Consider the following 26,272-nt stretch of genomic DNA (forward strand, 5'->3'; position numbering starts at 1 on the left):
CTGGCAGGAGCGTTTTTGTTGTTTTTTTCTTCTGCTCCTGATGCTCAGGAAATTCCTGTCAGGGCAGGAATTCATCCTGGCTATGGCCGGATTGTTTTTGACTGGCCGCGGCAGGTATCCTATAGCGCGAGAATAGATAATGAACAGCTGATAATAGAATTTGATAATGCTGCTGACTATCGATTAGATAAAGTGCTTCAAGGCGTTAAGGGTTTTACGGGCAAGCCATCTATTGGTCCCGATAAAAAGGTTCTGACTTTTCCTTTGCTTGATGATTTTTCACTCAAGACTTTCAAGGCGGGGACAAAAGTTATTGTCGATCTAAGGGTTGACGTGAATCAACCTCAAAGCCAATCAATTGGAAAAAACAAAAGTCCGTCTGTGCAGAGTGTTGGCTTTCGTTTTGCCGAACATCCTGATTATAACAGACTTGTTTTTGATTGGCCTGAAAAGATCAAAGGGGCTCTTTCTCAGTCAGGAAGTTCGCTGACTGTTCGTTTTGACAAAGATGCGACCGTTGACCTTCGGAAATTGAACAAACAAAAAATGCCTTTTGTGCAAAAAGGTCGGGTTATTGCAACGGAACCAAAGTTGATCATTGAGTTTGGGCTAGTCCCGCAAACACAAGCGCGTCTTTTTAATGTTGGTCCTAAATCCGTTATTGATGTTCAGACTGTCCCAGAAAAGCCAGTTGGGGCAAAGCCAAACGGGGAACAGAAAGTAGCTAACTCAAACAAGGTTGATGAGAAAAAGGCTGCTGCTAATACAATCAATTCAAAGAATTCACAACCAAAAAAAGAAGAAGATGTCCCAGAGGTAAAAGCCACTCAGGCTCTCGACAAGAAGATTGAGAATGCAAACGAGGGAGCTTCAATCACCTTGCCTGAACTACAAGAACTCGCAGGGCCTGGACCTTTATCTCTCTTGCCAAAACCGGTGGGTTCTGAGGCCACCCAGGCTGTAGAAGAAACAGTAGAGACAGAAGATCGTGCAAAGCCGGCTGGTAATTCTGCAGTGGAAGAGAACGGCGGTAATGATCAGGCTGTAATCTCAAATGAGAGCAATGATCCAGTAAAACCAAGCACAGGTAATAAAGTAAGCACAGGGAATAAAAAGAGACTTTCCAAACCACAGGGGAGTAACTCTGGTCCTGTAAGGTTGTCAGAGTTCAAATTGGAGGATGATGACACTATTGGTGAAAGTGCAGAAGTTGGAGTTGAACAGGATCTTGTTACTCTGACTGAGCCCTTGGAAATTCCAAACCTTGTTCCTCCACCCGGACGTACCGCCAATTTGTTGCCTCCGACAATTTTGAATTTCAACTGGGATCAACCAACTGGGGCTGTTGTCTTTCGGCGCGGAGAACACCTCTGGCTTGTTTTTGATCGTGAAGGGCCGGACAATTTGGCCGAAGCCATCGAAGCAATGGTGCCGCACTTTGCGCCCGTTGATACCCAGGAGGTTGCGGGGGCGACTGTAATTCGCCTTAGTGCCCCGGGTACACAGGTCCCAAGGTTAAGTAAGGCAGATAATACGTGGACTGTCGATATTCGCCGTCGTTCTCCTTTGCCTGTCCAGTCTATTTCAAATGTCTTGGGCGAGGGCGAAGATGGGCCAGAAGTTCGTTTCCTTGTTAAATCAGTTAGTCGTTTACTATCGCTTTCTCATCCTGAACTTGGGGATCGACTGATTGTTGCCCCTATAGGAGAGCCTAATCTTGGATCATCGAATATTGATGAGTTTCCACAGTTCAGATCCTTACCCTCTTATCAGGGAGTTGTTTTGCAGCCGACGGCTGAGGGGCTCGTTGTTGCTCTGACGCCCCGTGCTGTCGTTGTTCGCAGTCGTGACCAGTTGATTGTTTCAGACGAAACAGCCCGGTCACTCCCGCGTAGTGGTGAGATTACTCCTTCAATACCTGTACGTATGCTTAATCTGGGTGCCGATCGATTGGGCAGTGAAGATGATTACCTAAGAAACCTCCAGGATCTTCAGCAAGCAGCTGTTGAAACAACAGGGATGCAGCAAGGCCTGGCACGTTTGGATTTGGCACGGTTCTTTTTTGCACATGGTCGTGTTGCAGAAGCGGCCGGCATGCTTAAGCTTATAGGTCAGGAAAATCGCCGCCTGAGTGATGATCCTTCCTATCAACTTCTGTTGGGTGCGTCTCAGTTTTTAAGTGATAAATTTGACGAGGCACAAAAGACACTCTCAAGTCCGGTCTTGGCAGGTGAATGGGAAGCTAATCTGTGGCAGGCTGCGCTTGCTGCATCGGGGCAGGATTGGGGACCTGCGGCGATTGGTTTCACTGAAACCGAGGCCTTGATAGAAGATTTCCCTCGGAACATCCGAAATAAACTCTATTTGCTTGCTGCTGATTCGAAACTTCATGTGGGAGATACAGGAAGTGCAAGCCTGTTCATCGGGAAGGCTTTATCGGGAAATCCAACCGAGTTTGAAAAAGCTCAGGCTGATTTCCTTGAGGGCCAAAGGTTACTTCAAGATGGTTTTCCTGAAGAAGCGCGAGCAATATGGAAAGGCCTGAAATATAACAGGCACCGTCCTACAAGTGCCAGGGCGCGGCATGCCCTTACAAAATTGGGAATAGACGAAGGAACCATTACGCAGGAAGAAGGTATTGAGCAGCTTGAACAACTCAGATTTGCATGGCGAGGTGATAAATTTGAGTTTGCTATTCTGAGTGAGTTGGGGGACCGTTACGCTGATATTCTGGATTTTAGAAAAAGTTTGCACTCATTACGACAGGCAGCATCTTATTTTCCGCATTCTGAGCGTGCCGATAAAATTGCAAAGCGGATGCAAGAAATCTTTGAAGGTATGTATATTGAAGATGGAGGGGAAAGAATACCTCCGCTGTCTTCCATTGCCCTTTATGAAGAATTTAAAGAACTGACCCCTTTGGGTGACAAGGGGGATACCATGATTACCAAGCTGGCGGATCGTCTTGTTGATGTTGATCTGCTTGAACAAGCAGGTAACTTGTTGGAAGAGCAGGTTGAATTCCGCCTTGAAGGCGAAGAAAAAGCTCGTGTTGGAAGTCGTTTGGCCCTTATTCGTTTGCTTGAAAAGGACGCGGAAGAAAGCCTTGCTGCTCTGGATAAAACGAGTAGTGATAATTTACCAAAGGATTTGATTCAACAACGCTTACACTTGCGTGCACGGGCTTTGGCTGAACTCTCACAGGAAAAAGAAGCGTTGGATTTACTGGCTAAAGATCAAAGTCTGGATGCTTTACGTTTAAAAGCGGATATTCTCTGGAAACAACGAAAATGGGATGAGGCAGGAAAGATGCTTGGGAAACTGATTCCGGCCTCTCCACCTACAGATCGTATTTTGGGTGACAAAGAAAGTCAGGCTGTTATTAATCTTGCTATTGCACAAACTCTGTCTGGTGATAACGAGGGGCTTAAGCTCTTGAGAGACAGTTATAGTTCTATTATGAGTAAGGGGACACATAGCGATACCTTCAAGCTTTTAACCAATAGCTTGAATTCCGGTTCTGTAACATCGATCGCAGATGAGTTAAAACAAGTTTCTCAGGTTCAGGCCTTTATGGATCAGTATCGTAGTAAACTTAAGTCATCCCCTCTGAGTGAAATAAATTAAGATTTGTGAAAGCCAGGTTCTGAAATCAATAAAGAGCTTATATTTGCATGAGTTAAGGGGCTATCCGAAACTTCGAACCAGACTTCCGGCAATCAGATACCAACCATCAACCATCACAAAGAAAATCAGTTTAAAGGGCAGTGAAAGCATAATTGGTGGTAACATCATCATTCCCATAGACATGAGAACTGAAGCCACGACCATGTCTATAATCAGAAAGGGAAGGAAGATCAGGAAACCTATTTCAAAAGCTCTTCTTAGCTCACTGATCATAAAGGCAGGTATAAGTGCTCGAAGAGGTGTTGTAGAAGGTTCCGCTACTTCCCCCGTCTCTGCCAAATCAAGGAAAAGGCGCAGATCTTTTTCCCGAACGTGCTGTAGCATAAAATCCCTGATCGGTCCCGTGCCTCTATCCCATGCCTCTATTTCGGATATTTCTTCATCAACAAGAGGTTTTATTGCACCTTCGTAAACCTTTTCCATTGTCGGGGTCATGATAAAAGCAGTTAGGAAGAGCGCTAGGCTGATTAAAACAGTATTGGGTGGGGCTTGTTGAATACCCATCGCGGTACGAATGAAGGATAGGACGACGATAATTCTGGTAAAAGAGGTTACCATCATAAGTATAGCCGGAGCTAGACTGAGGATGGTGAGCAGGGCCAGCATCTGTAATATGCGACCACTGCCTGAACCAAGTATTTCGTTATTCAAATCAAGAGTAAGAGCCTGGGCCCAACTGTGGTCTGGAATGAATGATAAACCTGCCACCAGTGCCGCAACAGTAACAACTCTAGGGGTAAAATATTTTGTCATACCCTTGAACTTTCGTCCGCTTTTTTGAAGTCAATAACATCTTCCGGGCTGTCCGCCTGATTTGAAGATGGATCGCAAGGAATAGTATCAATATGGAGGTCGTTTGTTCCGCCAACTAAAACAACGTGTTCTTTGTTGTCGCATTGTACAATGACTACTTTTCTTTTTGCATCAAGCGGTCGAACTTCTTTGATTTGAAGGCGTTTTTGTTTGTTTCCGGTTATTGCCGGGCCATGGCCTAAGCCTAGCTTTTTGGCGATCAGTGAAAAGGCAAAAATAAGGCCGATAATGAAGATCAGGCTAAGGAAAAACTGGAAATAGTTGCCATATTCCATCGGGTTATTTTTTACCGGGTATGTTGGCGCTGGTATATGCGCGCGCAGCTTTATTGTGACTGGTCGTTTCTTTTATTTCAACGCGAACTCTGTCTAGATTACTGTTGATGGTAATTGTCAAATTATCTAGTTCCTCAATCAAGGCTAACAACTTGGGAGATAATTTTGACCGCTCTTTTGACGGAAGGTGTTGTAGTTCCTGGCACAAGAAATCTGTAACCTTGGGCAAATCAGTTACGTCAAAGTCTTCGCCGGACTTGATTGTCGAATTGGCTAAAGCAATTTGTCGGGAAAGATGAGTTATCTGTTCCTTAAGTTCTTCAAACGTTGTCATGACTGCTTAAGTGTTTCATCAAAAGGTTGTTTTTGTTCATCATAAACATAGTTTAGGATTGTGGCTACAGCTGTTAATGCTTCCAGAGGAATTTCGCTTTCTAATTCAACATTTGCAAGTATTTGGGCCAAGTCTGAATCTGTTCTGACTTTAACGCCTTGGTCAAAGGCTATTTGCAGTATTTGTTCTGCAATTTCCCCTGTTCCCTTCGCGATTACCTTGGTCTGTCCTGCGGTATTCCTTTTTACAGCAATCGAAAGCTGTGGCGTATCTTCTGTTTTTTCCTCACTGACATCAGATATTAATCCGTTTTGCGTGTCTGAAAACGAAGGCGCTAATTTTTTTTCAGGATCTTCGTCAGTTACACTCATTCTGTCTTCTCTAATGAAATCAGAAAGCCTGCATACAGTCTGCACTGATTATGCTTAATGAAAGGTTATAAAAGCAATTTATATTATAGGGTTGTGTAGGCGGAGCAGGGGTTAGTCTTCTTCTGCGGTAAGATCAATGTCGATACCTAGCATGTCGAGAGACCCAGCTACTGCAGCTTTATTTTCTTCCTGAATACGTTCGTGAAGTTCCTGCCGTAGAACGGTTGCATCTTCGGGAAAGGTAAAGCCAATTTTTACTGATTTTCCACGTATATCAACAACCTTGACCTCTATGTCATTGTTAATGATGACTGATTCACCAATTTTCCGGGTAAGGTATAACATCGTGGACTTTGGACTCCCTGTCCCTATATGCCAAGTGCTGACTGGAAGGATTTTTAATTAACTACCTGTTCTGTCCACGTATTTATACGTGCATTTTTTACTTAGGTCGAGCCAAACTTGGTATTTTTGATCATTTTTTACTAGATCTGGAATTCGTTAACAGGTTATTAAGTGAGCAAGCGTATTATTTCGAGGGTTGCGGACCTTATTGTAATGTGAGGAGAACTGGTATTGGCAGATAAGCTGAAAATTACAGATGTTTTAGCCAGAAAAATGGATTGGTTGACGCAGCGGCAGGCTGTGATCTCCAAGAATATTGCCAATTCGGACACTCTGAACTACGTCCCGCTTGATTTGAAAGATAACCATTTCAAGTCTCTTGTTAGCCGATCTGCGCCTGTGATGGCACAGCGATCCAGCCACGAAGGGCATCTGTCAAATAATCCGCTCAAAGGGGATCAGGCAAGGGCAAACAAGGCTAAAGATATTTATGAAACTGCTCCGGCGGGAAACGCTGTTATTCTGGAAGAGCAGATGATCAAGATGTCACAGACGCAACTGGATTATCAGGGCATGGTGCGTCTTTATAAAAAGCATCAGGATATGTTTAAGATGGTTCTCAAAGGGCCATAAGGAAAACTTGGCATAAATCTTGTACGTAAAGAATTGGCGATAAATTAGGAAAAACGCGATGTCTGATCTATATAAATCGATGCAGGTTTCTGCTTCCGGGATGCGAGCCCAGGGAACCAGGTTGCGCATAATTTCTGAAAATATCGCCAATGCTGATTCTGTTGCTCAGGAACCGGGCGGCGCGCCTTATCGACGTAAAATGGTCTCTTTTGGTGCTGAATTAAACCGAGAGCTGGGCGTCGAAAAAGTCGTCGTTAAGGATGTCCTGACAGATAAATCTGAGTTTAAAAGAGAATACTTACCTGGACATCCAGCAGCTGATGAGGATGGATACGTGCTTCAACCGAATGTTAACTCTCTGGTTGAGATGACGGACATGCGTGAAGCTCAACGAAGCTTTGAAGCCAACTTACAAGCGATACAAGCATCGAAAAGTATGTTGCAGCGTACCTTGGAAATACTTCAGTAGAATAGGCGTGAGAGGATTTAATTATGGCTGTAAATTTTGTTGATGCAGTAAACGCTTATAATCAAGCTGCTGAGAAAGGGCTGGCTGGTAAAAAAGGGACAGCTGATCCGGTAGGTGAAGACTTTGCTTCAACCTTGCGTGATGTTGCGACGGACACCTTGGCTACAATGCAAACCGCTGAAAATAAAACATTAATGGCAGCGGCAGGCAAAGCAGATGTCACAGATGTGGTGACGGCGATGTCCGAAGCCGAAGTGACGTTGCAAACAGTTGTTGCAGTCAGGGATAAGGTTGTTCAGGCCTATCAGGAAATTTTGCGGATGCCTATTTGATCTGGCTTTGCTGATGTTCTAGGCTGGCTATATATCAAGAATTGAAATTTACAGGTGGGGCATGAGTGAAACCGACGTCATCGAATATGGTAAAGAAGCAGTATGGGTGATGTTGAAAATGAGTGCGCCCGTGCTGTCGATTGCGTTGCTTGTTGGTTTGATCATTTCTTTATTTCAGGCTTTGACACAACTTCAGGAAATGACACTTACCTTTGTGCCCAAGCTCATTATCATTAGCTTGACGCTTGTTGCAACTGCCCCGTTTATGGCGCAAACTCTAGGTACATTTACTGAAGAGCTCATGGACAGGATTGTCGCCTTAGGATAGGTCATGCTCTATGATTTACTCCCTTCCAGTGTTTACATTGTTTTAATTGTGTTTACACGTATCGGCAGTGCGATGATATTATTGCCGGGATTTGGTGAGTCATATGTATCACCACGTACCAGATTAGCTTTATCTATGTTGATCAGTATTCTGGTTGCCCCAATTCTGGCATCCAGTATTCCTGCTATGCCTGATGAAGTTTCTGGGCTTGGACTTTTAGTTTTTAGCGAAGCTATCATCGGCTTTTTTATGGGCACAGTCGCGCGTATGTTTTTAAGCGCGGCTGCGTCAGCGGGCATGATAGCGGCGACAATGTCTTCGTTGGCAAATGCATTGATTCAAGACCCGGTTTCAGCCCAACAAGCTTCTATTATGGGAACATTCTTAACGGCGATTGCCATCGTGTTAATTATGGTTTTGGATATTCATCACCTTTTCATTCTGGGGCTGGTGGATAGTTATGAACTTTTTGTCCCGGGACAGATATTACCTACGGGTGATTTTTCAAACATGATTGCCCGTGTTGTCGGTGACACCTTTATATTGGCGACACGAATGGCTGCGCCTTTTATTGTTGTTGGGATGATTTTCTTTCTGGGTTTAGGGTTACTCGCGAAGTTGATGCCTCAGATGCAGGTATTTTTTGTGGCCATGCCTCTTCAGGTTGCTATGGGGATTACGGTGCTATTTTTGTGTGTGCCTGTTATGATCAAGGTTTACATGATTAGCCTGGAAGAGCATTGGATGGCATTTGTGAAATGATGGATGTACCCGTTGATTTCACATTTTTAGAAGGGGCGCATCATGTCAGATGAGAGTGATGAGTCCCAGAAAACAGAAGAGCCAACCGCAAAGAAGCTGGCTGACGCACGTGAAAAAGGGGATGTTCCTAAATCTCAGGAAATGAACTCATGGTTTTCGTTTTTTGGGTTTTTGTTGTTTCTGTCTTTTTTCGCAGTCTGGATTAGTCAGGAATTGGGATCAACCTTTGCTACATTCTTTGAACGTCCTGATACAATACGGTTTGAAACCGGTCATATCTACGAGGCAATGATTTCTCTTGTCAAAGATGTAGGTATTCTTTTTATCGCACCTGCGATTATCATGGTCGCTTTTGCGATTGCATCGGGGTTAATGCAGCACGGATTTTTATTGTCATCTGAATCTTTGACACCAAAATTAAGTAAAATTTCGCCTCTTGCAGGATTCAAGCGACTTTTTTCTCTTCAATCTGTCATGAATCTGGTCAAAGGCTTGGCAAAGCTTATTATTGTTGGTGGCATTATTGGCTTTGTTTTGTGGCCTAAACGCTCTGTCGTGCCTCAACTCTCAGAACTTGATGTGACACAAATGACAATGATGTTGTTAGATTGGGCGACGCTTATTGTCATTGCTGTGGTTGCTGTCATGGCTGTGATTGCTGGACTGGATTACCTGTATCAATATTTCGAATACATGAAAAAACTTCGAATGACGAAACAGGAAGTAAAGGATGAGTCCAAGCAAAGTGAAGGTGACCCGATGATCAAGGGGCGCTTGCGCCAGTTGCGTATGGAGAAAGCACGTCAACGAATGATGGCAGCTGTACCTAATGCCGATGTGGTTATAACAAACCCAACGCACTTTGCTGTTGCCTTAGAGTACAATGGGATGATGATGGAAGCGCCAAAACTAACGGCTAAAGGTGTAGATGCTGTTGCTTTTCGTATTCGTAATGTTGCAGAAGAGAATAAAGTTCCGATAATCGAAAATCCACCGCTCGCCAGAGCGCTTTATGCAGGTGTTGAAATTGATCAAGAGATCCCGCCGGAACACTATAAAGCAGTGGCTGAAATCATTGGCTACATCATGAAACTGAAAAAATAACCAAACTTAAGCTATCTGGTTTGTTTTTAAACGATTTTCAGGTTAATCTTTCATTTACTGTCTTTTATCTCTTTTCTCGTGCCAGATTTGCGACGGGAAAAGGAGGCATTTCGTGGGGGAAACAGGGAAGTGTCACCTACCATCTGGATCGCTATTTGTAGTTTTTTAGCGTTGATCATATTTTTTCTTGGCTTCGTTATCTGGCGGTACAGAAAAACACTTGCCTTGCGTCAGTATGCTTTTGCTGCAGTTCCCCGTCCTCGACAAATTGTGGACCCTAACGGAAAATGCCTTTTTGCAAATCCTGCGTTTGAAGATTTCTTTGGCGGAGACTTAAGAGCCGTTCCCGACTTGATTCTTGATGAGAGTAATGGAAATGAAGAGATCGGCCGTAAACTGGAAACCCTTCAGCTAAATGCAAAAAACGGTGTTTCTGGACATGTTGAGATTGAGATACCGGGGGCGGGACCCGGATATAATGATGTACAGTGGCGTCATGTCGCGGCCTATCCTTTGCCAAACCGTCCTGGGTACGTATTCTGGTTTGTTGATGACATTACAATGCGTCGACAGATGGAGAAGGTCATTAATGATCAACAACAACGTTTTGTTGATCTTTTGGAAAATGCACCGATCGGTTTCTTCTCTGTAGATGCGGATGGCGCGTTTCTTTTTGCGAATCAAACATTAACAGACTGGCTGGGTTATTCATCGTCTGAGTTGGAAAGTGGGCAAACAAAGCTTCATGATATTGTGGCTGATGCATCCTTGGATGAAGTTCCGGCCTATCATCCCTTTGAAGATGTCGAGAGTCGATCAGGAGAGGTTTTCCTCAAAACTGCGGATGGGGAGAAACGCATTCTTGCTGTTATCAGTCAGCACATCGCCGAAGGTGGTGGTGATAAAGGCTTTAGAACAAGGTCTGTTGTGCGAAACCTGACACTTGAACGGGAGATGGCAACAGCACTGGAACAGTCCGAAAAGCGATTCCGCAAGTTTTTTAACGAAGCCCCGGTTGGTATTGTCTTGCTGAATGAACGGGGCGTTATTACGGAAAATAACAGAGCATTCCAAGAACTTTTGGCGACAGCAGGAGAAGTTAAGGGCAAACCCCTTCTTTCCTTGATTGGTGATCAGGAAAGAGAAGGCGTGCGAGAGGCTTTGGTTTCAGCAACGACCTATGAACGCAAAGCCATGGAAGTGCATCTCACGGGAAATGCAGATATTGTCTGTAATATGAACGTGACGCATGTCGACGAAAACTCCGGACTGCCGAGTGGGTATATCCTGAATTTCACGGACACGACAGAACAGCGCAGTCTGGAAGCTCAGTTCGCGCAATCTCAAAAAATGCAGGCGGTTGGGCAGTTGGCCGGGGGTATTGCACACGATTTTAATAATCTGCTGACAGCCATGATCGGGTTTTCTGATCTATTGCTTCTACGTCACCGTCCGGGGGATCAATCTTTTGCAGATATTATGCAGATTAAGCAAAACGCCAATCGCGCTGCAAACCTTGTTCGTCAATTATTGGCTTTTTCTCGTCAGCAAACGCTCCAGCCCAGGCGTTTGAATGTAACGGATATTATTGCAGAGCTTGCTCACCTTTTGCGTCGCCTTATCGGGGAAACGATTGAATTGCGTATTACGCATGGCCGGGATCTGGGAGATGTCAAGGCAGATCAGGGACAGTTAGAGCAGGTTATTATTAATCTTGCCGTGAACGCCCGTGATGCTATGGATCAAGGTGGTGTTTTGGAGATTATCACGTCGAATGTGATGGTTGATGCGCCATACAAGGTTAAAGGGGAAGAAATCCCCCCTGGTGATTATGTCTTGGTCAAGGTTCAAGACACAGGACATGGCATTCCGACAGAAATTATTGACCGCATTTTTGATCCCTTTTTCTCGACAAAAGAGGTGGGAGCAGGCACTGGTCTTGGTCTATCAACGGTCTATGGTATTGTTAAACAGTCTGGTGGGTTTGTTTTTGTTGATTCAACTGCAGATGAAGGAACGGTCTTCTCTTTGTTGTTGCCACACTTTCAGGAAGATGCGCAAGATCAGGAAGAGCTTGCAGCTGACGCACCGAAGGCACAGGATTTGACAGGTCGTGGCAATATTCTTTTGGTTGAAGATGAAGATGCCGTGCGATCTTTTAGTGCGCGGGCTTTGGAGAACAAAGGATATAAGGTGCTTGAAGCAAACTCAGGTGAAGCGGCACTTGAGATCCTTCAGCAAGACGGGGAAACTATTGATTTGGTCATAACAGATGTTGTGATGCCAAAGATGGATGGCCCGACTTTAATCAAGAAGCTTTATGAAACACATCCGAGCTTAAAAGTTATTTTTATTTCTGGTTACACGGAAGATTCTTTTCGGAAAACGCTGGATGTAGATTCTGCAATTGAATTCCTGCCAAAGCCTTTCAGTCTGAAGCAATTGGCGTCCAAGGTGAAGGACGTTCTTGCCGCACAGTGACGTTGCCTTGCGAGTTTACATTCAGGTGTATTTACTTAAATAACAATAATTTACGGTGAATGATTTGTAGAGCGTTTGCCTTTTTATATATACTTGTTCTCTTAATGTTCTTTTTTATTGCGTATTGAGAACAAAAGGGGTACGTTGTTCTCGTTGCAGCAAGTGTGAGCCTGTGGGATAAGGGAGGCAACGATGGCACAAAACGTCTTACAGTTAGTGGAGAATAGCACGGTGGACAAACAAAAGGCATTAGATGCAGCCCTGGGACAGATTGAACGCGCTTTTGGTAAAGGCTCGGTTATGAAGTTGGGCGAAGGCACGACAGTAGAGACCGAAGTTATTTCCACAGGATCTTTGGGATTGGATATTGGCCTTGGTATTGGTGGCTTGCCGCGTGGACGTATTGTCGAAGTTTACGGCCCGGAATCATCCGGTAAAACAACTTTGGCTTTGCATGTTGTTGCCGAAGCGCAAAAAGCGGGTGGCACATGTGCTTTTATTGATGCCGAGCATGCTCTTGATCCTGCCTATGCAAACAAGCTTGGTGTTGACGTAAACGAGTTGTTGATCTCTCAGCCAGATGCTGGAGAACAGGCATTGGAAATTACAGATACATTGGTGCGTTCAGGTGCACTGGATGTGTTGGTTGTGGATTCCGTGGCTGCCTTGGTTCCCAAGGCTGAACTTGAAGGCGATATGGGGGACTCTCTTCCTGGTTTGCAGGCTCGTTTGATGAGCCAGGCGATGCGTAAATTGACGAGCTCAATTTCCAAATCCCGTACATTGGTGATCTTTATCAATCAGATCCGCATGAAAATCGGGGTGATGTTTGGCAATCCGGAAACAACAACAGGTGGTAACGCCCTTAAATTCTATTCTTCTGTGCGTCTGGACATTCGTCGTATTGGCGCGATTAAAGATCGCGAAAATATTACCGGTAATCAAACCCGGGTGAAAGTTGTTAAGAATAAAATGGCCCCTCCATTCCGCGTGATTGAATTTGATATCATGTACGGTGAAGGTATTTCCAAAACAGGTGAAATGCTGGATCTCGGGGTTCAGGCCGGTGTTGTTGAAAAAGCGGGTGCCTGGTTCTCTTGTGATGGTCAACGCATTGGTCAAGGACGTGAAAATGCCAAAAAATTCCTGATGGAAAACCCTGAAGTAGCTGCAAAAATTGAAACGGCTGTCCGTAAAAATGCGGGAATTGTTGCGAATGCAATGCTTGAAGGAAAAGAAGAAGATGAAACGGAAGACGCTTAATAGTCTTCTCTTTTAAGAATATAAAAGGAGCCGTTTTACGGCTCCTTTTTTGCATGATTTTAATTTGAATATGGAATCATGGATTAGTGACTCGTCCAAAAGCTTTTGTGAAACCTTTAAGAGAAAAGGGGATAGCAACTTTTTTATTTATTGCATCAGAGATAATGATGCGACCTTCATTTCCTTTTTTAAAGCTATCGAGAAGTTCTTCATCAAAACTTAACTCTGATTGGCATCCTGAATGGATGCATCGAATGAAGGGGTATTGCCGATCTATTTTATCTCCTACCTGAATCCTGAAACCTTCGGGTAATCTAATTCCCAATGGTAAGGTCACAATCATGATCACATTTGAAGGATTTGTATTTGGTCTGCCAATGTTTATTTCCAAAGCTGGTTTAGAGCTGTTTCCGAGGAGTATTTGGTGCTTTATATGACAACTCAGAGGCTCGTTAACAGTGCATAATGCTGACCAATCTCCAAAACGTTCTGTTGATCTTTGTGGCGGTTGTTGCTGTGCTGTTGCAATTGAAGACATTGCAATGAGAAACAGACTACAACTCGCAACAAATTTAAAAATATTTAGGAGATTTATAAAGGCCATGATTTCAAGCTTGTCAGTTTAGTAAATAGATGGACGTGAACGTTGATTTATAAGATATGGCTTCTAGCTATATCGAATAATCGTGGAAAATTAAAGGCAAGTTATCACAAGCGCTGTGTTAAGGGTGGGGCGGGTAAATCGTAATGCTGTAAGCGAAGTCTAGACAGAGCCTTGGCAGCACGTTAAAACCGCAGATAAGATTTCCCGTATTCTGTTGTGAAAAGAATGCGTCCTGTCCAAGTTTTAGGGTAAGTGATTAAAATGATTACCGGTAATGAGATCCGTAGGGTCTTTCTCGACTATTTTGCAAAACATGGTCATCAAACCGTAGAATCTTCGCCGCTGGTGCCGCGAAATGACCCGACGTTGATGTTTACCAATGCGGGGATGGTGCAATTTAAAAACGTTTTTACTGGTAACGAAACACGTCCCTATAACCGAGCGGCAACCTCGCAGAAATGTGTACGTGCAGGTGGTAAGCATAACGATCTGGAAAACGTCGGCTATACAGCAAGGCATCACACATTCTTTGAAATGATGGGAAACTTTTCCTTTGGAGATTATTTCAAGGATGTGGCTATTGAACATGCCTGGAACCTGATCACAAAAGAATATGGTGTTCCAGAAGAGAAGCTATTGGTTACAGTCTATTCCAAAGACGAAGAAGCTGCTGCTCTCTGGCGTAAAATTGCTGGCCTTAGTGATGATCGTATCATCCGGATTTCCACGAGTGATAATTTCTGGTCAATGGGGCCGACGGGACCTTGTGGACCTTGTTCCGAAATTTTTTACGATCACGGAGATCATATCTTTGGGGGTCCTCCGGGAAGTCCGGATGAAGATGGCGACAGATTTATTGAAATCTGGAATCTCGTGTTTATGCAATATGAGCAAATTGATGCACAGACACGGGTCGACCTGCCCAAGCCATCAATTGACACCGGAATGGGCCTGGAGCGTATTACCGCAGTGCTTCAAGGAAAACACGATAACTACGATGTTGATTTGCTTCGCACGATCATTGAAGCTTCAGCACACGAAACAGGTGTTGATGCAGACGGGGATCATGCGGTTTCTCACCGTGTTATTGCCGATCATCTTCGTTCGACTGCATTCTTGATTGCTGATGGTGTTTTACCGTCTAACGAAGGACGTGGTTATGTTCTGCGTCGTATTATGCGACGTGCCATGCGCCATGTTCACAAACTTGGTGTGAAAGATCCGGCGATTTACAAGCTGGTTCCTTCTTTGGTGGGGATGATGGGAACTGCCTTCCCAGAGTTGTCTCGTGCTGAAGCTCTCATCACGGAAACTCTCAAACTGGAAGAAAATCGGTTCGGCCAAACACTGGATCGCGGTATGAAATTACTTTCAGCGGAAACGGACAAGTTGGGCGACAAGGGAACGCTTAATGGTGAAGTTGCCTTTAAGCTTTATGATACCTATGGCTTCCCGCTTGATTTGACGCAAGATGTTTTGCGTGGGCAGGGACAATCTGTTGATACTGAAGGTTTCAATGCAGCCATGGAACAGCAGCGTGCTGCTGCGCGTAAAGCATGGAGTGGGTCCGGAGATGCAGCAACGGAAAAAGTTTGGTTTGAAATCCAAGAACGTGTCGGAGGGACAGAATTTCTTGGCTACGATACCGAGACAGCCGAAGGTCAAATTCTGGCAATTTTGAAAGACGGAGACGAAGTTTCTGCTGCAAAGGCTGGTGATCAGGTGATGATTATCACCAATCAGACGCCATTTTACGGCGAAAGTGGTGGTCAACAAGGCGATCATGGTTTGTTGTTCTCAGCCGAAGGTGCAGAAGTTACGGTTAAGGATACGCAAAAAAAGCTAGGCAATTTGTTTGTTCATATAGGTGAAGTTACCCGTGGTGAGATCGCGGTTGATCTTGCACTGGAAATGAAGGTCGATGTGTCTCGTCGATCTGCTCTGCGTGCCCATCACTCTGCCACACATCTGTTGCACGAAGCCCTTCGTCGGCGTTTGGGAACACATGTAACCCAAAAAGGCTCTTTGGTGGCGAAGGAACGTCTTCGTTTTGACATCAGTCAGCCAAAACCTTTGGAAGCAGATGATATTGTGGCTGTTGAACGTGAGGTAAATGAATACATTCGTCGCAATGATCCGGTTATAACGCGTTTGATGACTCCGGATGAGGCAATCAAAGAAGGGGCGATGGCTCTCTTTGGTGAGAAGTACGGAGAAGAAGTCCGCGTTGTCTCCATGGGCGGCTCAGATAGCTCTACGGGAAGCGGCTATTATTCGACAGAGTTGTGTGGTGGCACCCATGTCAGAAGAACCGGAGATATCGGTTTCTTTAAGATTGTGTCCGAAGCGGCACTTGCTTCTGGCGTTCGTCGTGTTGAAGCTGTTACAGGCCAAGCTGCACTGGAATACGTATCGGTACAGGAAAATCAACTGGCAGCAGCAGCAGCGGCAATGAAGGCATCGCCTGCTGAGTTGGAAGCAAGGGTTACATCGCTTCTGGAAGAAAGAAAACGACTGGAGCGTGATTTGACTGATGCGCGTCGTAAACTGGCTGCTGGCGGTGGCGGTACAACTGGTGAGGCCGAATTCAAGGATGTAAACGGGATTAAAGTTGCTGCTCGGGTTCTCGAAGGTGTTTTACCAAAAGATCTGAAGCCAACGGCAGATGAATTGAAGAAACAGATCGGCACGGGCGTGATTGTTCTAATCGCAGATACCGATGGCAAAGCTTCTATTGTTGTTGCTGTGACGGATGATCTTACTGCCAAGATCTCAGCAGTTGACCTTGTTCGTGCTGGTTCCGCAGCACTTGGTGGAAAGGGCGGCGGTGGGCGCCCGGATATGGCACAGGCAGGTGGTCCAGATGCTTCGAAAGCCCAAGAGGCAATCGAGGCAATCGAAGCTTTGCTTGGCTGATTAACATTTGATCAAAGATAAAAAGCTCCGCGTTTATGAAAACTGCGGAGCTTTTTTGTGAAGGTGATATTTTCAAGAATTATCTTTTACCGTTGGCAAGTTTTCGTGCGTCGGGGTGCTTTCGTAATTTTGTCATGGCCCAAACGCCAAGGAACGGACCAATGGCCAGGGGCGCAAAAGCATAGTGCCAACTCAAAAGATCAACAGCGTATGGCATCAAGTGAATAGTTATTAGGGTGAGTGTAAAGCCTAATGACGTTTGTAATGTTAGCATTGTTCCGACAATTCCAGGCGGGGATAGTTCAGCGACGGATGCTGAAAATTGAGCAGAATCAGCAATGATGCTGATGCCCCACAAAATACAAAGTAATGTCAGCCACAGAGGTGACGCGCCAAATAGAAAACCTACTGACAAGGCACAGATACCACTCGTCAACATTGCGATGATGGTTAAGGTGGTCCTGCCAAGTTTATCTGCGAGATAACCAGCTGCCAAACAGCCAATGGCACCCGCGGCCATTGTTGCAAAGGTTGCCAGCTTGGCAAAATCATTTGCTTCGGAGCTTTGCATAGATAGCGAAAAGCTGGCTGTCAGGAATATGCCAATCCAGGCCCACATAGCGTACAGTTCCCACATATGTCCCAGATAGCCAAGATTTGCCAGACGGACAGATTTGATTTTCCAGGCAGAGAGAATGTGGAGGGGGTGAAACTTCGGTGCCTTTGTATAAGCAGGGCCTATTTTAAAAAAGAGGATACCGATAGCTGCAGCAATGGCACAAATAGATGCCGTTGCAATTGTAAAGCGCCAGTCAATGCCACCGATTGCGTTAAAAAAGTGTGGAGAAGCCGACCCCAGAGTTAGAGCGCCGACCAGAATACCAACAAGCAGTCCCATGTCACCTTTTGCCCACGTTGCAGCCATTCGCATGCCCACTGGATATATACCAGCCATGCAAACGCCGGTGATAAAACGAAGTATGGGGACAATCACATCGGTTGGTTCAATGACGAGTAACAGGGCGTTGGCTATAGCTGCAATGATCGCTGAACTTAGGAAAAATAATTTCGGTGGCAAGCGATCCGCAAATCCGAACAGTGCAGAGGACAGACTACCGATAACAAAGCCAATCTGAACGGTCGAGGTAAACAGGGCTTGTTGGAAAGAGTTCAGGCCGTACTCAGAGATAAGGGATGGCAAAACTGCTGAGGCCGAGAACCAGAGTGCCATAGCTGCGACCTGACAAAGCGCCAGTATACTCAAAGAAAGCCATTTATCATACATAGACGTCGTATTGCTCTGATGCGATGCAAGAAGAATGATTTACAAGGTATGGAGCAGATCAGGATTTGTCGAATAGGAATTTGATCTGAAAAATCACGATCTCGTGTTTAGATCAGATAGGGGGCGTTACTGAATATGATGTCTCAGTATGTATTCATTAAACGCTTCATTATTCATGAAGAGACTTGAATTTTGACAATCTCTAAATACAAACAAAAGAGGCAGAAAGATCATAACAAATCTTTCTGCCTCTCAATGTATAAGGCCGCATTTTTTTGCGGCCTTTCCTTGTTGTGCTGTATGCGCTGATATCAAGTTTTTGCTTTTACGTCAGAGATAATATGTAAATCACGTTGTGGGAATGGGATAGAAATGCCTTCTTTGTCAAAGGCTTCTTTTATTGCCCGACGATTATCACTCAGCGCAGGCCAGTAATCACCGCTGTCAGTCCAATAGCGGATATTCAGATCTACAGAGCTTTCACCCAATCCATTGGTGATTACCTGTGCGGCAGGATCTTTATGGATACGTGCGTCGCCAGAGAGAACGGCGAGTGCGACTTTCTCTGCTTTTGCAATGTCATCCCCATAGCCGATACCAATAGCCAGATCAGTCCGTCGTGTGTTGTTTCTGCTGTAATTCGTGACTGTTGCAGACCATAGCTTGGAATTGGGTACGGAAAGGTACAGACCATCAACTGTTGTCATATGTGTGATAAACAGGCTGATTTCTTCAACAGTACCTGAAATACCGTCTGCATCAACAAACTCACCAACTTTCAAGGGGCGGAGAAACAAAAGCATGAAGCCGGCGGCAATATTTTGCATTGTCCCTTGCAAGGCAAGGCCGATGGCCAGACCGGCAGCACCAAGAACGGCTATGATGCTTGTGGTTTCAACACCAAAACGTGCCAGAACTGCAATGAGCACGAAAACCATAATCGTATAGCGGACGATCTTAACGATAACAGGCTTCAATGTTGAATCTATTTTGCCGGAATTGGTGAGTAGTTTGTCAGTATATTTCGCAATACGTCCTGCGATAAAAATACCGACAATAAGAATGGCCAGCGCAGCCAGAATTTCCAACGAGAAATCCAGCGCCGTCTGTGTCAGTTGCTCTACAAGCTGTGTATATTCTTCGGTGATTGTCACAACCAAAGTTCCTCTTTTTTAGGTTACAGGCTGTCCCCCGGATAAACCCTCATTGGACAAAACCCCCGCTGCAGATAATACAGCGAGGGCTATAAAAAATCACCTAGTAATAATACCAACCTTATTCAACGTGATATTCGGTATGGAGAATTCGTGATCAAACTAGTCTATATCAGCAAGAACTTTAACTGATACCATACGATCAGGATCGTCAACAGCACCGCTACCCGGGGCACCTTTTTTTATACCATCAACCAAATCCATACCATCCGTGACACGTCCCCAAACGGTGTATTGACCATTGAGTGATGGTGCACTGTCGAACATGATAAAGAACTGGCTGTCACCAGAATGCGGATTTTGCGCACGTGCCATACCTACGACACCACGAACAAATGGTTCCTGGGTAAATTCAGCCCGTAGCTTTTTGCCTGAACCGCTTGTGCCTGTTCCTGTTGGGTCACCTGTTTGAGCCATGAAGCCGTCAATAACACGGTGGAATACTATACCATCGTAAAAGCCTTCACGTGTGAGTTCTTTAATGCGTGCAACATGTGTCGGGGCCAGATCTGGTAGCATTTCAATCGTCACTTTTCCGGTTTCCAACTCGATAACGAGGGTGTTTTCCAGATCGGGTGTTGTTTCTTCTGTCATGGCTTAGGCCTTAAATCAGTGTGATAAACTATCAGCAAAATAAGTATCGGAATGTGTTTTTGCAAGGCGGCATCTGTGAGAAGTCGGAAATTTTGGAAAGCTTCGTGTGATGGTTGTTTCCAAAAAAAGAAAAGGCGCCGTAATTCAAAAGAGTACAGCGCCTTTTCTATATCCTGCTTACCGTGTTTTACTGGATATCAGCAAGAACGCGTACAGAAATCATTTTATCTGGATTGCTAACTTTACCGCTGCTGGGCTGACCCTTTTTAATGGCATCAACATGTTCCATACCTTGAATGACTTTACCCCATACAGTGTATTGACCATCTAGTGACGGTGTTCTTTTGAACATGATAAAGAACTGGCTGTCCCCGGAATTGATATTCTGGGAACGTGCCATGCCAACTGTACCGCGTGCATAAGGTTCGCGAGAAAACTCAGCCTTCAGTTTTTTGCCTGATCCACCTGTACCAAGGCCTTTGGGATCACCTGTCTGTGCCATAAACCCGTCAATCACCCGATGGAAAACAATCCCGTCATAAAAGCCATCGCGGGTCAGTTCTTTTATCCTTGCCACGTGGTTAGGGGCAAGATTGGGAAGCATCTCAATGAAGACTTTGCCGGTTTTAAGCTCAATCACCAGTGTGTTTTCAGGGTCAGCAGCCTGTGAACTGGCTGATGCGAAGGTCAGGGCAAGTAGGCCAGCGAGTAAATTACGTAGGATCTTTGGCATCTTTATTAGCCCATTGCTTTCTGTAGATTTGCATCAATTGCATCGAGGAATTGATCTGTAGTCAACCAGTCCTGATTTGGACTGATCAGGAGCGCCAGATCTTTTGTCATTTGACCGGATTCAACTGTATCAATACATACTTTTTCAAGTGTTTCTGCGAACTTGACAACTTCTGGAGTTTCGTCAAATTGTCCGCGGAATTTGAGGCCGCGTGACCATGCAAAAATAGAGGCAATTGGGTTTGTTGATGTGTCTTTACCTTGCTGATGCAGACGATAATGACGTGTTACTGTACCGTGTGCTGCTTCTGCTTCTACGGTCTGTCCATCGGGTGTCATCAGAACAGATGTCATCAGACCGAGAGAGCCAAAGCCCTGTGCAACAGTATCTGACTGAACATCGCCATCATAGTTTTTACAAGCCCAAACAAAACCACCGGACCATTTCATAGCTGCAGCAACCATGTCATCAATTAGACGATGCTCATATGAAATACCTTTGGCAGCAAACTTGTCGGCGAACTCAGTCTGATAAACTTCTTCGAATAGATCTTTAAAGCGACCATCGTAAGCTTTCAGGATAGTGTTTTTTGTTGATAGGTATACAGGCCAGCCAAGATCAAGACCGTAGTTCATACAGGCACGGGCGAAACCGCGAATTGATTCATCCAGATTATACATGCCCATTGCGACACCAGCTTCCGGAAATTCAAAGATCTCACGGGTAATTGGCTCTCCACCATCTTCCGGCTGGAAGGTCATGGTCAGTTTACCTGCGCCGGGGACAAGGAAATCAGTTGCTTTATACTGATCGCCGAAAGCGTGACGGCCAATAACAATAGGTTGTGTCCAGCCAGGAACAAGCCGTGGAACATTTTCCATAATAATTGGTTGGCGGAAAACTGTACCACCAAGAATGTTACGAATAGTTCCGTTTGGCGAACGCCACATTTTTTTCAGATCAAACTCTTCAACACGTGCTTCATCAGGCGTGATCGTCGCACACTTGACGCCAACGCGATGTTCTTTGATTGCGTTGGCGGCATCAATAGTGATTTGATCATCTGTTGCATCACGGCTTTCGATAGAAAGATCAAAGTATTTCAAATCAACATCAAGATAGGGAAGAATGAATTTTTGTTTGATTTTTTCCCAGATGATGCGAGTCATCTCATCGCCATCTAGTTCGACAACTGGATTTTTAACCTTAATTTTGGACATGTTCGCCTCCTTGTTTGTCGGCTTGTTTAATATAATTTGGGAAACTCACAGAGGAAAATAACAGTCTTTCGCTGCAGTGCAAGATAACTCGGGGTAACAATTGATATCAAAGCAGTTTGATGTCTGCTTTGATATGTGATTCAGGCATGCTTTGAATCCGGGTGAATACGTCATCTATGTTGTTGACAATGCTGTATATATCATCGGGGTTTTGTCTTAAATACCCGGCTGATATTTGATGGTTTATCAGCTCCAGAAGCGGGGTCCAAAAATTTTCCAGATTGATAATAATAATGGGTTTGTCATGCATCCCCAATTGTTTCCAGGTCGCAATTTCGAAAAATTCGTCCAGTGTTCCAAGACCGCCGGGAAGAATACAAAATGCATCAGAGCGTTCAAACATCGCCATTTTTCGTGTGTGCATGGAATCAACAACGATAAGTTCATTAACTTCTTTGTGACCAACTTCAAATTTATCGAGATACTCTGGTATAATACCAGTTACCTTTCCGTTATGAGCCAGTGCCCCGTCGGCAACCTGTCCCATGGACCCAACCCGGCCGCCGCCATATATAACTTCTATGTTGTTTTCTGCGGCTAATTTTCCGAGTTGATTGGCGCTTGCCAAATGTTTTTCACTAACCGCATTGGAAGAACCACAGTAAATACAGATGGATTTAATTTTGGTCATTGTTGAATTCCTTTTATTATTGTTTTTGTGCAAATTTGCAAAACGGCACGCAGATAGCGAGATTTGACCCCTATCCAACGTGCCGACGACCTTATTATATCTTTAGCTCGGATAATGGCAATAATCAGGAATAAATAGAAGAGCATGAATTACCCAGGAATTTTTCTCACCTAAAATTTGTCATAACTCTTGTTCTTTTCCCATAAGGACTTAACCTAGAGTCATAAGAATGTTAGTCTGCGGGAATAATTTCCCAGCTGCCTCGACAATAGAAACGTGGACGCTATAAACCTGTCAGCCACTATAAAGCCCTAAGGAGGCATTTTTGAGCCGTACCCTCATTCTTTCTCTTCTCGCTGTGCTCATCCTGATTGGTGGAAGCGTCTCGGTTTGGTATGCCTTGGACGATGATTCTGTTGTTGTGGCTGATAATTCAAGCTCTTCAACGAATGCTCCTAAGACGATTGTGAAGAAACTTAACGGGAAAAGTTCGGATACAAGAGCAGAAACATCCGAGAATGAAGAGGCGTCGAATATAGCGGAACAGAAGGATGAAGTTGACCCTTCTGCTCCTGTTGTTTCAGAACAAAGTCAAAGCTCTGCCGAGCAAAATGTTGAAGGTGAAGCTGTCAGTGCTGAAGAGCAGGTTTCAGATGATGAACAGAAGGCTTCTTTTATTGTTGAGCCATCCCTTTCATTTGATGTGATCAGAGTTGAGAAAACCGGGGATACTGTGCTTGCAGGCAGAGCACCGGCAGGGAGTGATGTGCGTATTGTTGATGGTACAACGCTGTTGGGAAGTGTCGAAGCGGATCAAAATGGTCAATGGGCATATGTTTTGGAAACGCCTCTGGAACCAGGCACGCACGAACTGGGGTTGCTAATCAATAAAGAAGACGGTGTGAAATTAAAGTCAAAAGACGTTGCAATTGTTGATGTCCCGGTCGGGAATCAATCTGCCCTTGCCGTTTTGGTCCCCGACGATGTCGGCGGTTCTTCAAAGATTATTCAACGCCCCGAAAAGGTTGAAGATCACGGCATAAAAGATGGGGAACTGGCGCTTGATAGTGTTGATTATGATGATGCCGGACAAACCGTGATCGGGGGAACATCGCAACCGGGGCAAAAGGTCGTGGGGTATCTGAACAACGAATTCATAGGGCAGGGCGTGACAGATGATGCCGGACGCTGGACGGTTGAAGCGGAAGACAAGGTAGAAGAAGGCCTGCATCAATTGCGTATCGATCAGGTAGATGATAAGGGAAAGGTTATTGCACGTGTTGAAATTCCTTTCTCCAGGTCTGGTAAAATAGAATCCCGGCCTGATGAGCGAGTTGTAACCGTGCAACCGGGAAACAGTTTATGGCGAATTTCCCGTGCCATTTATGGTGAGGGGGCGCGTTATGCAGTCATATTTGACCGAAACAAAGATCAAATCAGAAACCCGGATTTGATTTATCCCGGGCAAATTTTTGTGTTGCCCAAGAATAATTAAGCAATTGTTCTGATGTTAAATTAAGATTTTTGTGGAAAATACCTTACATTGATCTTTGTAATACAGTATTACAGCCCACATGTTATACATAGTTCATGACATTAATTGTTGAGCTATGCCATTGATTGTCAAAATTATTGAATGGAGACGGCAGTGCTGAAGCACATTCTGGTGCCTATTAATAAAGCTGGTTGGCCTTTTGTCGGTGGCGCACTTGCGCTGAGTGTCGGGTTTGCGCTGATATGGAAGCCACTGGCGATTGTTGGACTAATCATTGCAGCCTTCTGTACTTATTTTTTCCGCGATCCGGAAAGACAAACACCTCTACGGGAAGGACTTGTTGTTAGTCCGGCAGATGGTCATATCAGTGCAGTTGAAACTGCTGTACCACCAGCAGAATTGAATATGGGCACAGAACCTCTGATGCGGGTTTCCGTTTTCTTGAGTGTCTTTGATGTGCACGTAAATCGCGTTCCTGCGACAGGTAAGATTACTGAACTGGCATATCATCATGGTGCTTTTCTGAACGCTGCTCTTGATAAAGCTTCCGAGTTAAACGAACGTATGTCCGTTAAAATGGAAACAAATGACGGTAAAGAAATTGCGTTCGTTCAGATCGCAGGTTTAATTGCCCGTCGTATCATTTGCAATCTCACACTGGATCAGGAAGTTAAAACCGGCGAACGCTTTGGTCTGATCCGCTTTGGTAGTCGTACAGATATTTATCTGCCAAATGGTGTTGCTCCTCTCGTCGCTGTTGGACAGCAAATGGTTGGTGGCGAGACTGTGATCGCTGATCTTCTGTCTGATGAAGCACAACGCGAAACAGAGGTACGGTAATGCCAGGTTTCAAGCGCCGCCGCCGACTTCACGGTTTTTCTGTAAATCGTCTGATACCAAATGCCATTACGTTGATGGCGTTGTGTTCAGGCTTGTCTGCAATCCGTGCGGCGCTTGAAAGTAACTGGAAGCTAGCTGTTATTGGCATCGTTGTTGCGATGATCCTTGATGGTTTGGATGGTCCGGTTGCCCGCTTGATGAAAGGGACAAGTGAGTTTGGTGCGCAGCTTGATTCACTGGCTGATTTTGTAAACTTTGGTGTTGTTCCTTCACTGGTGATTTATCTCTGGGCAATGGATGGCACAGGTGGTTTGGCGTGGGCTGTATCACTTTTCTTTGCAATCTGTTGCGGTATGCGTCTTGCTCGGTTTAACACCAGCTTACTTGATGAAAATCCGCCTCCCTGGGCATCTAAATTTTTTACCGGTATTCCTGCACCCTGTGGTGCCGGGTTAGTACTTATCCCTGTTGTTCTGTCATTTGAACTGGGCGATGATATCCTTCGCTCTTCTATTTTGAATGGCGTTATGCTGGTTGTCGTTGGGGGACTTTTTGTCAGCACGATCCCGACCTATTCATCCAAACGTATTCGTATCCCAAGACGTTATGTTGGTCTCGTACTTCTGGGCTTTGCTGTTTGCATTATGCTTCTGTACAGCACGCCTTGGGTTTCCCTGAGTGTTGCAGGTATCGGATATCTGGTTTCTATTATTCTGGCTCAGTTTTCTTATCAGGCAACGCGTAAGAAGATGCTGGTTCAGGAAGGCAAGGAAGCCGAGACTGCAAACATGCCTGTTGACGATACGACATCTGAAAAAGAATAAGTTTCAGGCACGTTATGTTTGATGCCTGGATGAGAACAAAAATTGATCCTCCTCTCGATAAAATAGGGGAGGTTCTTTCGCGATCTGGATTGAGTGCTAACCAGATAACCTGGGCGGGATTTATCGGTGGGATGTTCGTTGTTCCTGCGTTAGCGACTCAGTCTTATTACCTTGCTATTGCTGCGATAGCCTTTAATCGGTTATGTGATGGTCTGGACGGTGCTGTTGCCAGAAAGAGAGGTATTACTGATCTGGGCGGGTACCTTGATATCACGCTCGATTTTATCTTTTATTCTGCAGTTGTTTTTGGTTTTGCCTTGGCAATGCCTGAAGAAAATAGTTTGGCGGCAGCCTTTCTGATTTTCTCGTTTATGGGAACCGGGGCGTCGTTTTTATCTTTTGCAATTGTTGCGGCCAAAAAAAATATATCTACTGAAATTCGCGGTAAAAAAAGCATTTATTACCTTGGTGGTTTGACCGAGGGAACAGAGACTATTCTGCTTTTCCTCGCGCTATGTCTTTGGCCTGATAAATTTGCTTTAATGGCTTGGGTTTTCGGTGCCCTGTGCTGGTTGACCACTAGTTTCAGAATACACGCTGCGTTGAGTCTTTTTGACGATTAAATAAAAAAGCCGGCAACAGAAAATGCCGACTTCTTC

At 44.9% G+C, this 26,272-nt stretch carries 26 protein-coding genes; 14 read left to right on the top strand and 12 right to left on the bottom strand.

Features of this window, described 5'->3' with window-relative positions; translation table 11 throughout:
- Positions 1-18 precede the first annotated feature (18 nt).
- Positions 19-3,627, top strand: coding sequence for a lipopolysaccharide assembly protein LapB (locus D9A03_RS05790; RefSeq protein ID WP_162937989.1), 3,609 nt, complete (start codon positions 19-21; stop codon positions 3,625-3,627).
- Between the two features lie 60 nt (positions 3,628-3,687).
- On the opposite strand, the gene fliP is transcribed toward D9A03_RS05790, so the two are convergent.
- The 5 genes from fliP to csrA form a co-directional block, all read right to left on the bottom strand.
- Complete coding sequence (gene fliP, locus D9A03_RS05795; RefSeq protein WP_120496246.1) at positions 3,688-4,440, bottom strand: flagellar type III secretion system pore protein FliP; 753 nt, start codon at positions 4,438-4,440, stop codon at positions 3,688-3,690.
- Entirely contained in the window at positions 4,437-4,775 is a 339-nt protein-coding gene (locus D9A03_RS05800) for a flagellar biosynthetic protein FliO (protein WP_120496247.1), read from the bottom strand. The genes fliP and D9A03_RS05800 overlap by 4 nt, the downstream gene beginning before the upstream one ends.
- Positions 4,776-4,779: 4 nt before the next feature.
- Positions 4,780-5,109: a hypothetical protein gene (locus tag D9A03_RS05805; protein ID WP_120496248.1), complete on the bottom strand. Its 330-nt coding sequence runs from the start codon at positions 5,107-5,109 to the stop codon at positions 4,780-4,782.
- Complete coding sequence (locus tag D9A03_RS05810) at positions 5,106-5,480, bottom strand: EscU/YscU/HrcU family type III secretion system export apparatus switch protein (RefSeq protein ID WP_120496249.1); 375 nt, start codon at positions 5,478-5,480, stop codon at positions 5,106-5,108. Before D9A03_RS05810 ends, D9A03_RS05805 begins: the two co-directional genes overlap by 4 nt.
- Before the next feature lie 111 nt (positions 5,481-5,591).
- On the bottom strand, positions 5,592-5,825 hold the full coding sequence (gene csrA, locus D9A03_RS05815) for a carbon storage regulator CsrA (protein WP_120496250.1): 234 nt from the start codon (positions 5,823-5,825) through the stop codon (positions 5,592-5,594).
- 231 nt (positions 5,826-6,056) lie between these two features.
- On the opposite strand from csrA, the gene D9A03_RS05820 reads away from it, so the two are divergent.
- The 8 genes from D9A03_RS05820 (at position 6,057) to recA (ending at position 13,197) form a co-directional block, all read left to right on the top strand.
- Positions 6,057-6,458, top strand: coding sequence for a hypothetical protein (locus D9A03_RS05820; RefSeq protein ID WP_216825388.1), 402 nt, complete (start codon positions 6,057-6,059; stop codon positions 6,456-6,458).
- A gap of 58 nt (positions 6,459-6,516) precedes the next feature.
- Positions 6,517-6,927, top strand: coding sequence for a flagellar basal body rod protein FlgC (flgC, locus tag D9A03_RS05825; RefSeq protein WP_120496251.1), 411 nt, complete (start codon positions 6,517-6,519; stop codon positions 6,925-6,927).
- Positions 6,928-6,950: 23 nt separating this feature from the next.
- Positions 6,951-7,259 carry a flagellar hook-basal body complex protein FliE gene (gene fliE, locus D9A03_RS05830; RefSeq protein WP_120496252.1) on the top strand — a complete coding sequence of 103 codons (309 nt, stop codon included), beginning with the start codon at positions 6,951-6,953 and terminating at the stop codon, positions 7,257-7,259.
- A gap of 61 nt (positions 7,260-7,320) precedes the next feature.
- Complete coding sequence (fliQ, locus tag D9A03_RS05835; protein ID WP_120496253.1) at positions 7,321-7,587, top strand: flagellar biosynthesis protein FliQ; 267 nt, start codon at positions 7,321-7,323, stop codon at positions 7,585-7,587.
- 3 nt (positions 7,588-7,590) lie between these two features.
- Positions 7,591-8,349, top strand: coding sequence for a flagellar biosynthetic protein FliR (locus D9A03_RS05840; protein WP_120496254.1), 759 nt, complete (start codon positions 7,591-7,593; stop codon positions 8,347-8,349).
- A gap of 42 nt (positions 8,350-8,391) precedes the next feature.
- A complete protein-coding gene (gene flhB / locus D9A03_RS05845; RefSeq protein ID WP_120496255.1) occupies positions 8,392-9,453 on the top strand; it encodes a flagellar biosynthesis protein FlhB in 1,062 nt (353 codons plus the stop codon).
- A 129-nt stretch (positions 9,454-9,582) separates the two neighbouring features.
- On the top strand, positions 9,583-11,934 hold the full coding sequence (locus D9A03_RS05850) for a PAS domain S-box protein (protein WP_162937990.1): 2,352 nt from the start codon (positions 9,583-9,585) through the stop codon (positions 11,932-11,934).
- A gap of 192 nt (positions 11,935-12,126) precedes the next feature.
- Positions 12,127-13,197, top strand: a complete 1,071-nt coding sequence (recA, locus tag D9A03_RS05855) for a recombinase RecA (protein ID WP_120496257.1) — start codon at positions 12,127-12,129, stop codon at positions 13,195-13,197.
- Positions 13,198-13,273: 76 nt separating this feature from the next.
- On the opposite strand, the gene D9A03_RS05860 is transcribed toward recA, so the two are convergent.
- Positions 13,274-13,801 carry an invasion associated locus B family protein gene (locus D9A03_RS05860; RefSeq protein WP_120496258.1) on the bottom strand — a complete coding sequence of 176 codons (528 nt, stop codon included), beginning with the start codon at positions 13,799-13,801 and terminating at the stop codon, positions 13,274-13,276.
- Between the two features lie 261 nt (positions 13,802-14,062).
- Here D9A03_RS05860 and alaS point away from each other — a divergent pair, with 261 nt between their 5' ends.
- Positions 14,063-16,717 carry an alanine--tRNA ligase gene (alaS, locus tag D9A03_RS05865; protein ID WP_120496259.1) on the top strand — a complete coding sequence of 885 codons (2,655 nt, stop codon included), beginning with the start codon at positions 14,063-14,065 and terminating at the stop codon, positions 16,715-16,717.
- Between the two features lie 79 nt (positions 16,718-16,796).
- Here alaS and D9A03_RS05870 read toward each other — a convergent pair whose 3' ends face one another.
- The 6 genes from D9A03_RS05870 to D9A03_RS05895 form a co-directional block, all read right to left on the bottom strand.
- Positions 16,797-18,002, bottom strand: a complete 1,206-nt coding sequence (locus tag D9A03_RS05870) for an MFS transporter (protein WP_120496260.1) — start codon at positions 18,000-18,002, stop codon at positions 16,797-16,799.
- A gap of 311 nt (positions 18,003-18,313) precedes the next feature.
- Positions 18,314-19,156, bottom strand: coding sequence for a mechanosensitive ion channel family protein (locus tag D9A03_RS05875; protein WP_254054977.1), 843 nt, complete (start codon positions 19,154-19,156; stop codon positions 18,314-18,316).
- 162 nt (positions 19,157-19,318) lie between these two features.
- Positions 19,319-19,810 carry a peptidylprolyl isomerase gene (locus D9A03_RS05880; RefSeq protein WP_120496261.1) on the bottom strand — a complete coding sequence of 164 codons (492 nt, stop codon included), beginning with the start codon at positions 19,808-19,810 and terminating at the stop codon, positions 19,319-19,321.
- Positions 19,811-19,997: 187 nt separating this feature from the next.
- Complete coding sequence (locus D9A03_RS05885; RefSeq protein ID WP_174233629.1) at positions 19,998-20,543, bottom strand: peptidylprolyl isomerase; 546 nt, start codon at positions 20,541-20,543, stop codon at positions 19,998-20,000.
- A 5-nt stretch (positions 20,544-20,548) separates the two neighbouring features.
- On the bottom strand, positions 20,549-21,763 hold the full coding sequence (locus tag D9A03_RS05890) for an NADP-dependent isocitrate dehydrogenase (RefSeq protein ID WP_120496262.1): 1,215 nt from the start codon (positions 21,761-21,763) through the stop codon (positions 20,549-20,551).
- A 106-nt stretch (positions 21,764-21,869) separates the two neighbouring features.
- On the bottom strand, positions 21,870-22,454 hold the full coding sequence (locus D9A03_RS05895; protein WP_120496263.1) for a TIGR00730 family Rossman fold protein: 585 nt from the start codon (positions 22,452-22,454) through the stop codon (positions 21,870-21,872).
- Between the two features lie 325 nt (positions 22,455-22,779).
- On the opposite strand from D9A03_RS05895, the gene D9A03_RS05900 reads away from it, so the two are divergent.
- From D9A03_RS05900 to D9A03_RS05915, 4 genes are all read left to right on the top strand, one after another.
- A complete protein-coding gene (locus D9A03_RS05900) occupies positions 22,780-23,949 on the top strand; it encodes a LysM peptidoglycan-binding domain-containing protein (RefSeq protein ID WP_120496264.1) in 1,170 nt (389 codons plus the stop codon).
- Positions 23,950-24,090: 141 nt separating this feature from the next.
- A complete protein-coding gene (locus D9A03_RS05905) occupies positions 24,091-24,789 on the top strand; it encodes a phosphatidylserine decarboxylase (protein WP_120496265.1) in 699 nt (232 codons plus the stop codon).
- Positions 24,789-25,613, top strand: a complete 825-nt coding sequence (locus D9A03_RS05910; RefSeq protein WP_120496266.1) for a phosphatidylcholine/phosphatidylserine synthase — start codon at positions 24,789-24,791, stop codon at positions 25,611-25,613. The genes D9A03_RS05905 and D9A03_RS05910 overlap by 1 nt, the downstream gene beginning before the upstream one ends.
- 14 nt (positions 25,614-25,627) lie before the next feature.
- Positions 25,628-26,236, top strand: a complete 609-nt coding sequence (locus tag D9A03_RS05915; RefSeq protein WP_120496267.1) for a CDP-alcohol phosphatidyltransferase family protein — start codon at positions 25,628-25,630, stop codon at positions 26,234-26,236.
- The last annotated feature ends 36 nt before the right edge of the window (positions 26,237-26,272 follow it).

The sequence above is a fragment of the Kiloniella sp. EL199 genome (genome assembly GCF_900313065.1).
In the GTDB taxonomy this organism is placed as follows: domain Bacteria; phylum Pseudomonadota; class Alphaproteobacteria; order Kiloniellales; family Kiloniellaceae; genus Kiloniella.

Bases quoted from the DNA above. Each gene is read 5' to 3' on its own strand.
- fliQ (WP_120496253.1), top strand. From the start codon at position 7,321: ATGAGTGAAACCGACGTCATCGAATATGGTAAAGAAGCAGTATGGGTG.
- D9A03_RS05805 (WP_120496248.1), bottom strand. From the start codon at position 5,109: ATGACAACGTTTGAAGAACTTAAGGAACAGATAACTCATCTTTCCCGA.
- flgC (WP_120496251.1), top strand. From the start codon at position 6,517: ATGTCTGATCTATATAAATCGATGCAGGTTTCTGCTTCCGGGATGCGA.
- D9A03_RS05895 (WP_120496263.1), bottom strand. From the start codon at position 22,454: ATGACCAAAATTAAATCCATCTGTATTTACTGTGGTTCTTCCAATGCG.
- alaS (WP_120496259.1), top strand. From the start codon at position 14,063: ATGATTACCGGTAATGAGATCCGTAGGGTCTTTCTCGACTATTTTGCA.
- D9A03_RS05880 (WP_120496261.1), bottom strand. From the start codon at position 19,810: ATGACAGAAGAAACAACACCCGATCTGGAAAACACCCTCGTTATCGAG.
- D9A03_RS05870 (WP_120496260.1), bottom strand. From the start codon at position 18,002: ATGTATGATAAATGGCTTTCTTTGAGTATACTGGCGCTTTGTCAGGTC.
- D9A03_RS05860 (WP_120496258.1), bottom strand. From the start codon at position 13,801: ATGGCCTTTATAAATCTCCTAAATATTTTTAAATTTGTTGCGAGTTGT.
- D9A03_RS05910 (WP_120496266.1), top strand. From the start codon at position 24,789: ATGCCAGGTTTCAAGCGCCGCCGCCGACTTCACGGTTTTTCTGTAAAT.
- flhB (WP_120496255.1), top strand. From the start codon at position 8,392: ATGTCAGATGAGAGTGATGAGTCCCAGAAAACAGAAGAGCCAACCGCA.
- recA (WP_120496257.1), top strand. From the start codon at position 12,127: ATGGCACAAAACGTCTTACAGTTAGTGGAGAATAGCACGGTGGACAAA.
- D9A03_RS05800 (WP_120496247.1), bottom strand. From the start codon at position 4,775: ATGGAATATGGCAACTATTTCCAGTTTTTCCTTAGCCTGATCTTCATT.
- csrA (WP_120496250.1), bottom strand. From the start codon at position 5,825: ATGTTATACCTTACCCGGAAAATTGGTGAATCAGTCATCATTAACAAT.
- fliP (WP_120496246.1), bottom strand. From the start codon at position 4,440: ATGACAAAATATTTTACCCCTAGAGTTGTTACTGTTGCGGCACTGGTG.
- D9A03_RS05905 (WP_120496265.1), top strand. From the start codon at position 24,091: ATGGAGACGGCAGTGCTGAAGCACATTCTGGTGCCTATTAATAAAGCT.
- D9A03_RS05840 (WP_120496254.1), top strand. From the start codon at position 7,591: ATGCTCTATGATTTACTCCCTTCCAGTGTTTACATTGTTTTAATTGTG.
- D9A03_RS05915 (WP_120496267.1), top strand. From the start codon at position 25,628: ATGTTTGATGCCTGGATGAGAACAAAAATTGATCCTCCTCTCGATAAA.
- D9A03_RS05810 (WP_120496249.1), bottom strand. From the start codon at position 5,480: ATGAGTGTAACTGACGAAGATCCTGAAAAAAAATTAGCGCCTTCGTTT.
- D9A03_RS05885 (WP_174233629.1), bottom strand. From the start codon at position 20,543: ATGCCAAAGATCCTACGTAATTTACTCGCTGGCCTACTTGCCCTGACC.
- D9A03_RS05890 (WP_120496262.1), bottom strand. From the start codon at position 21,763: ATGTCCAAAATTAAGGTTAAAAATCCAGTTGTCGAACTAGATGGCGAT.
- fliE (WP_120496252.1), top strand. From the start codon at position 6,951: ATGGCTGTAAATTTTGTTGATGCAGTAAACGCTTATAATCAAGCTGCT.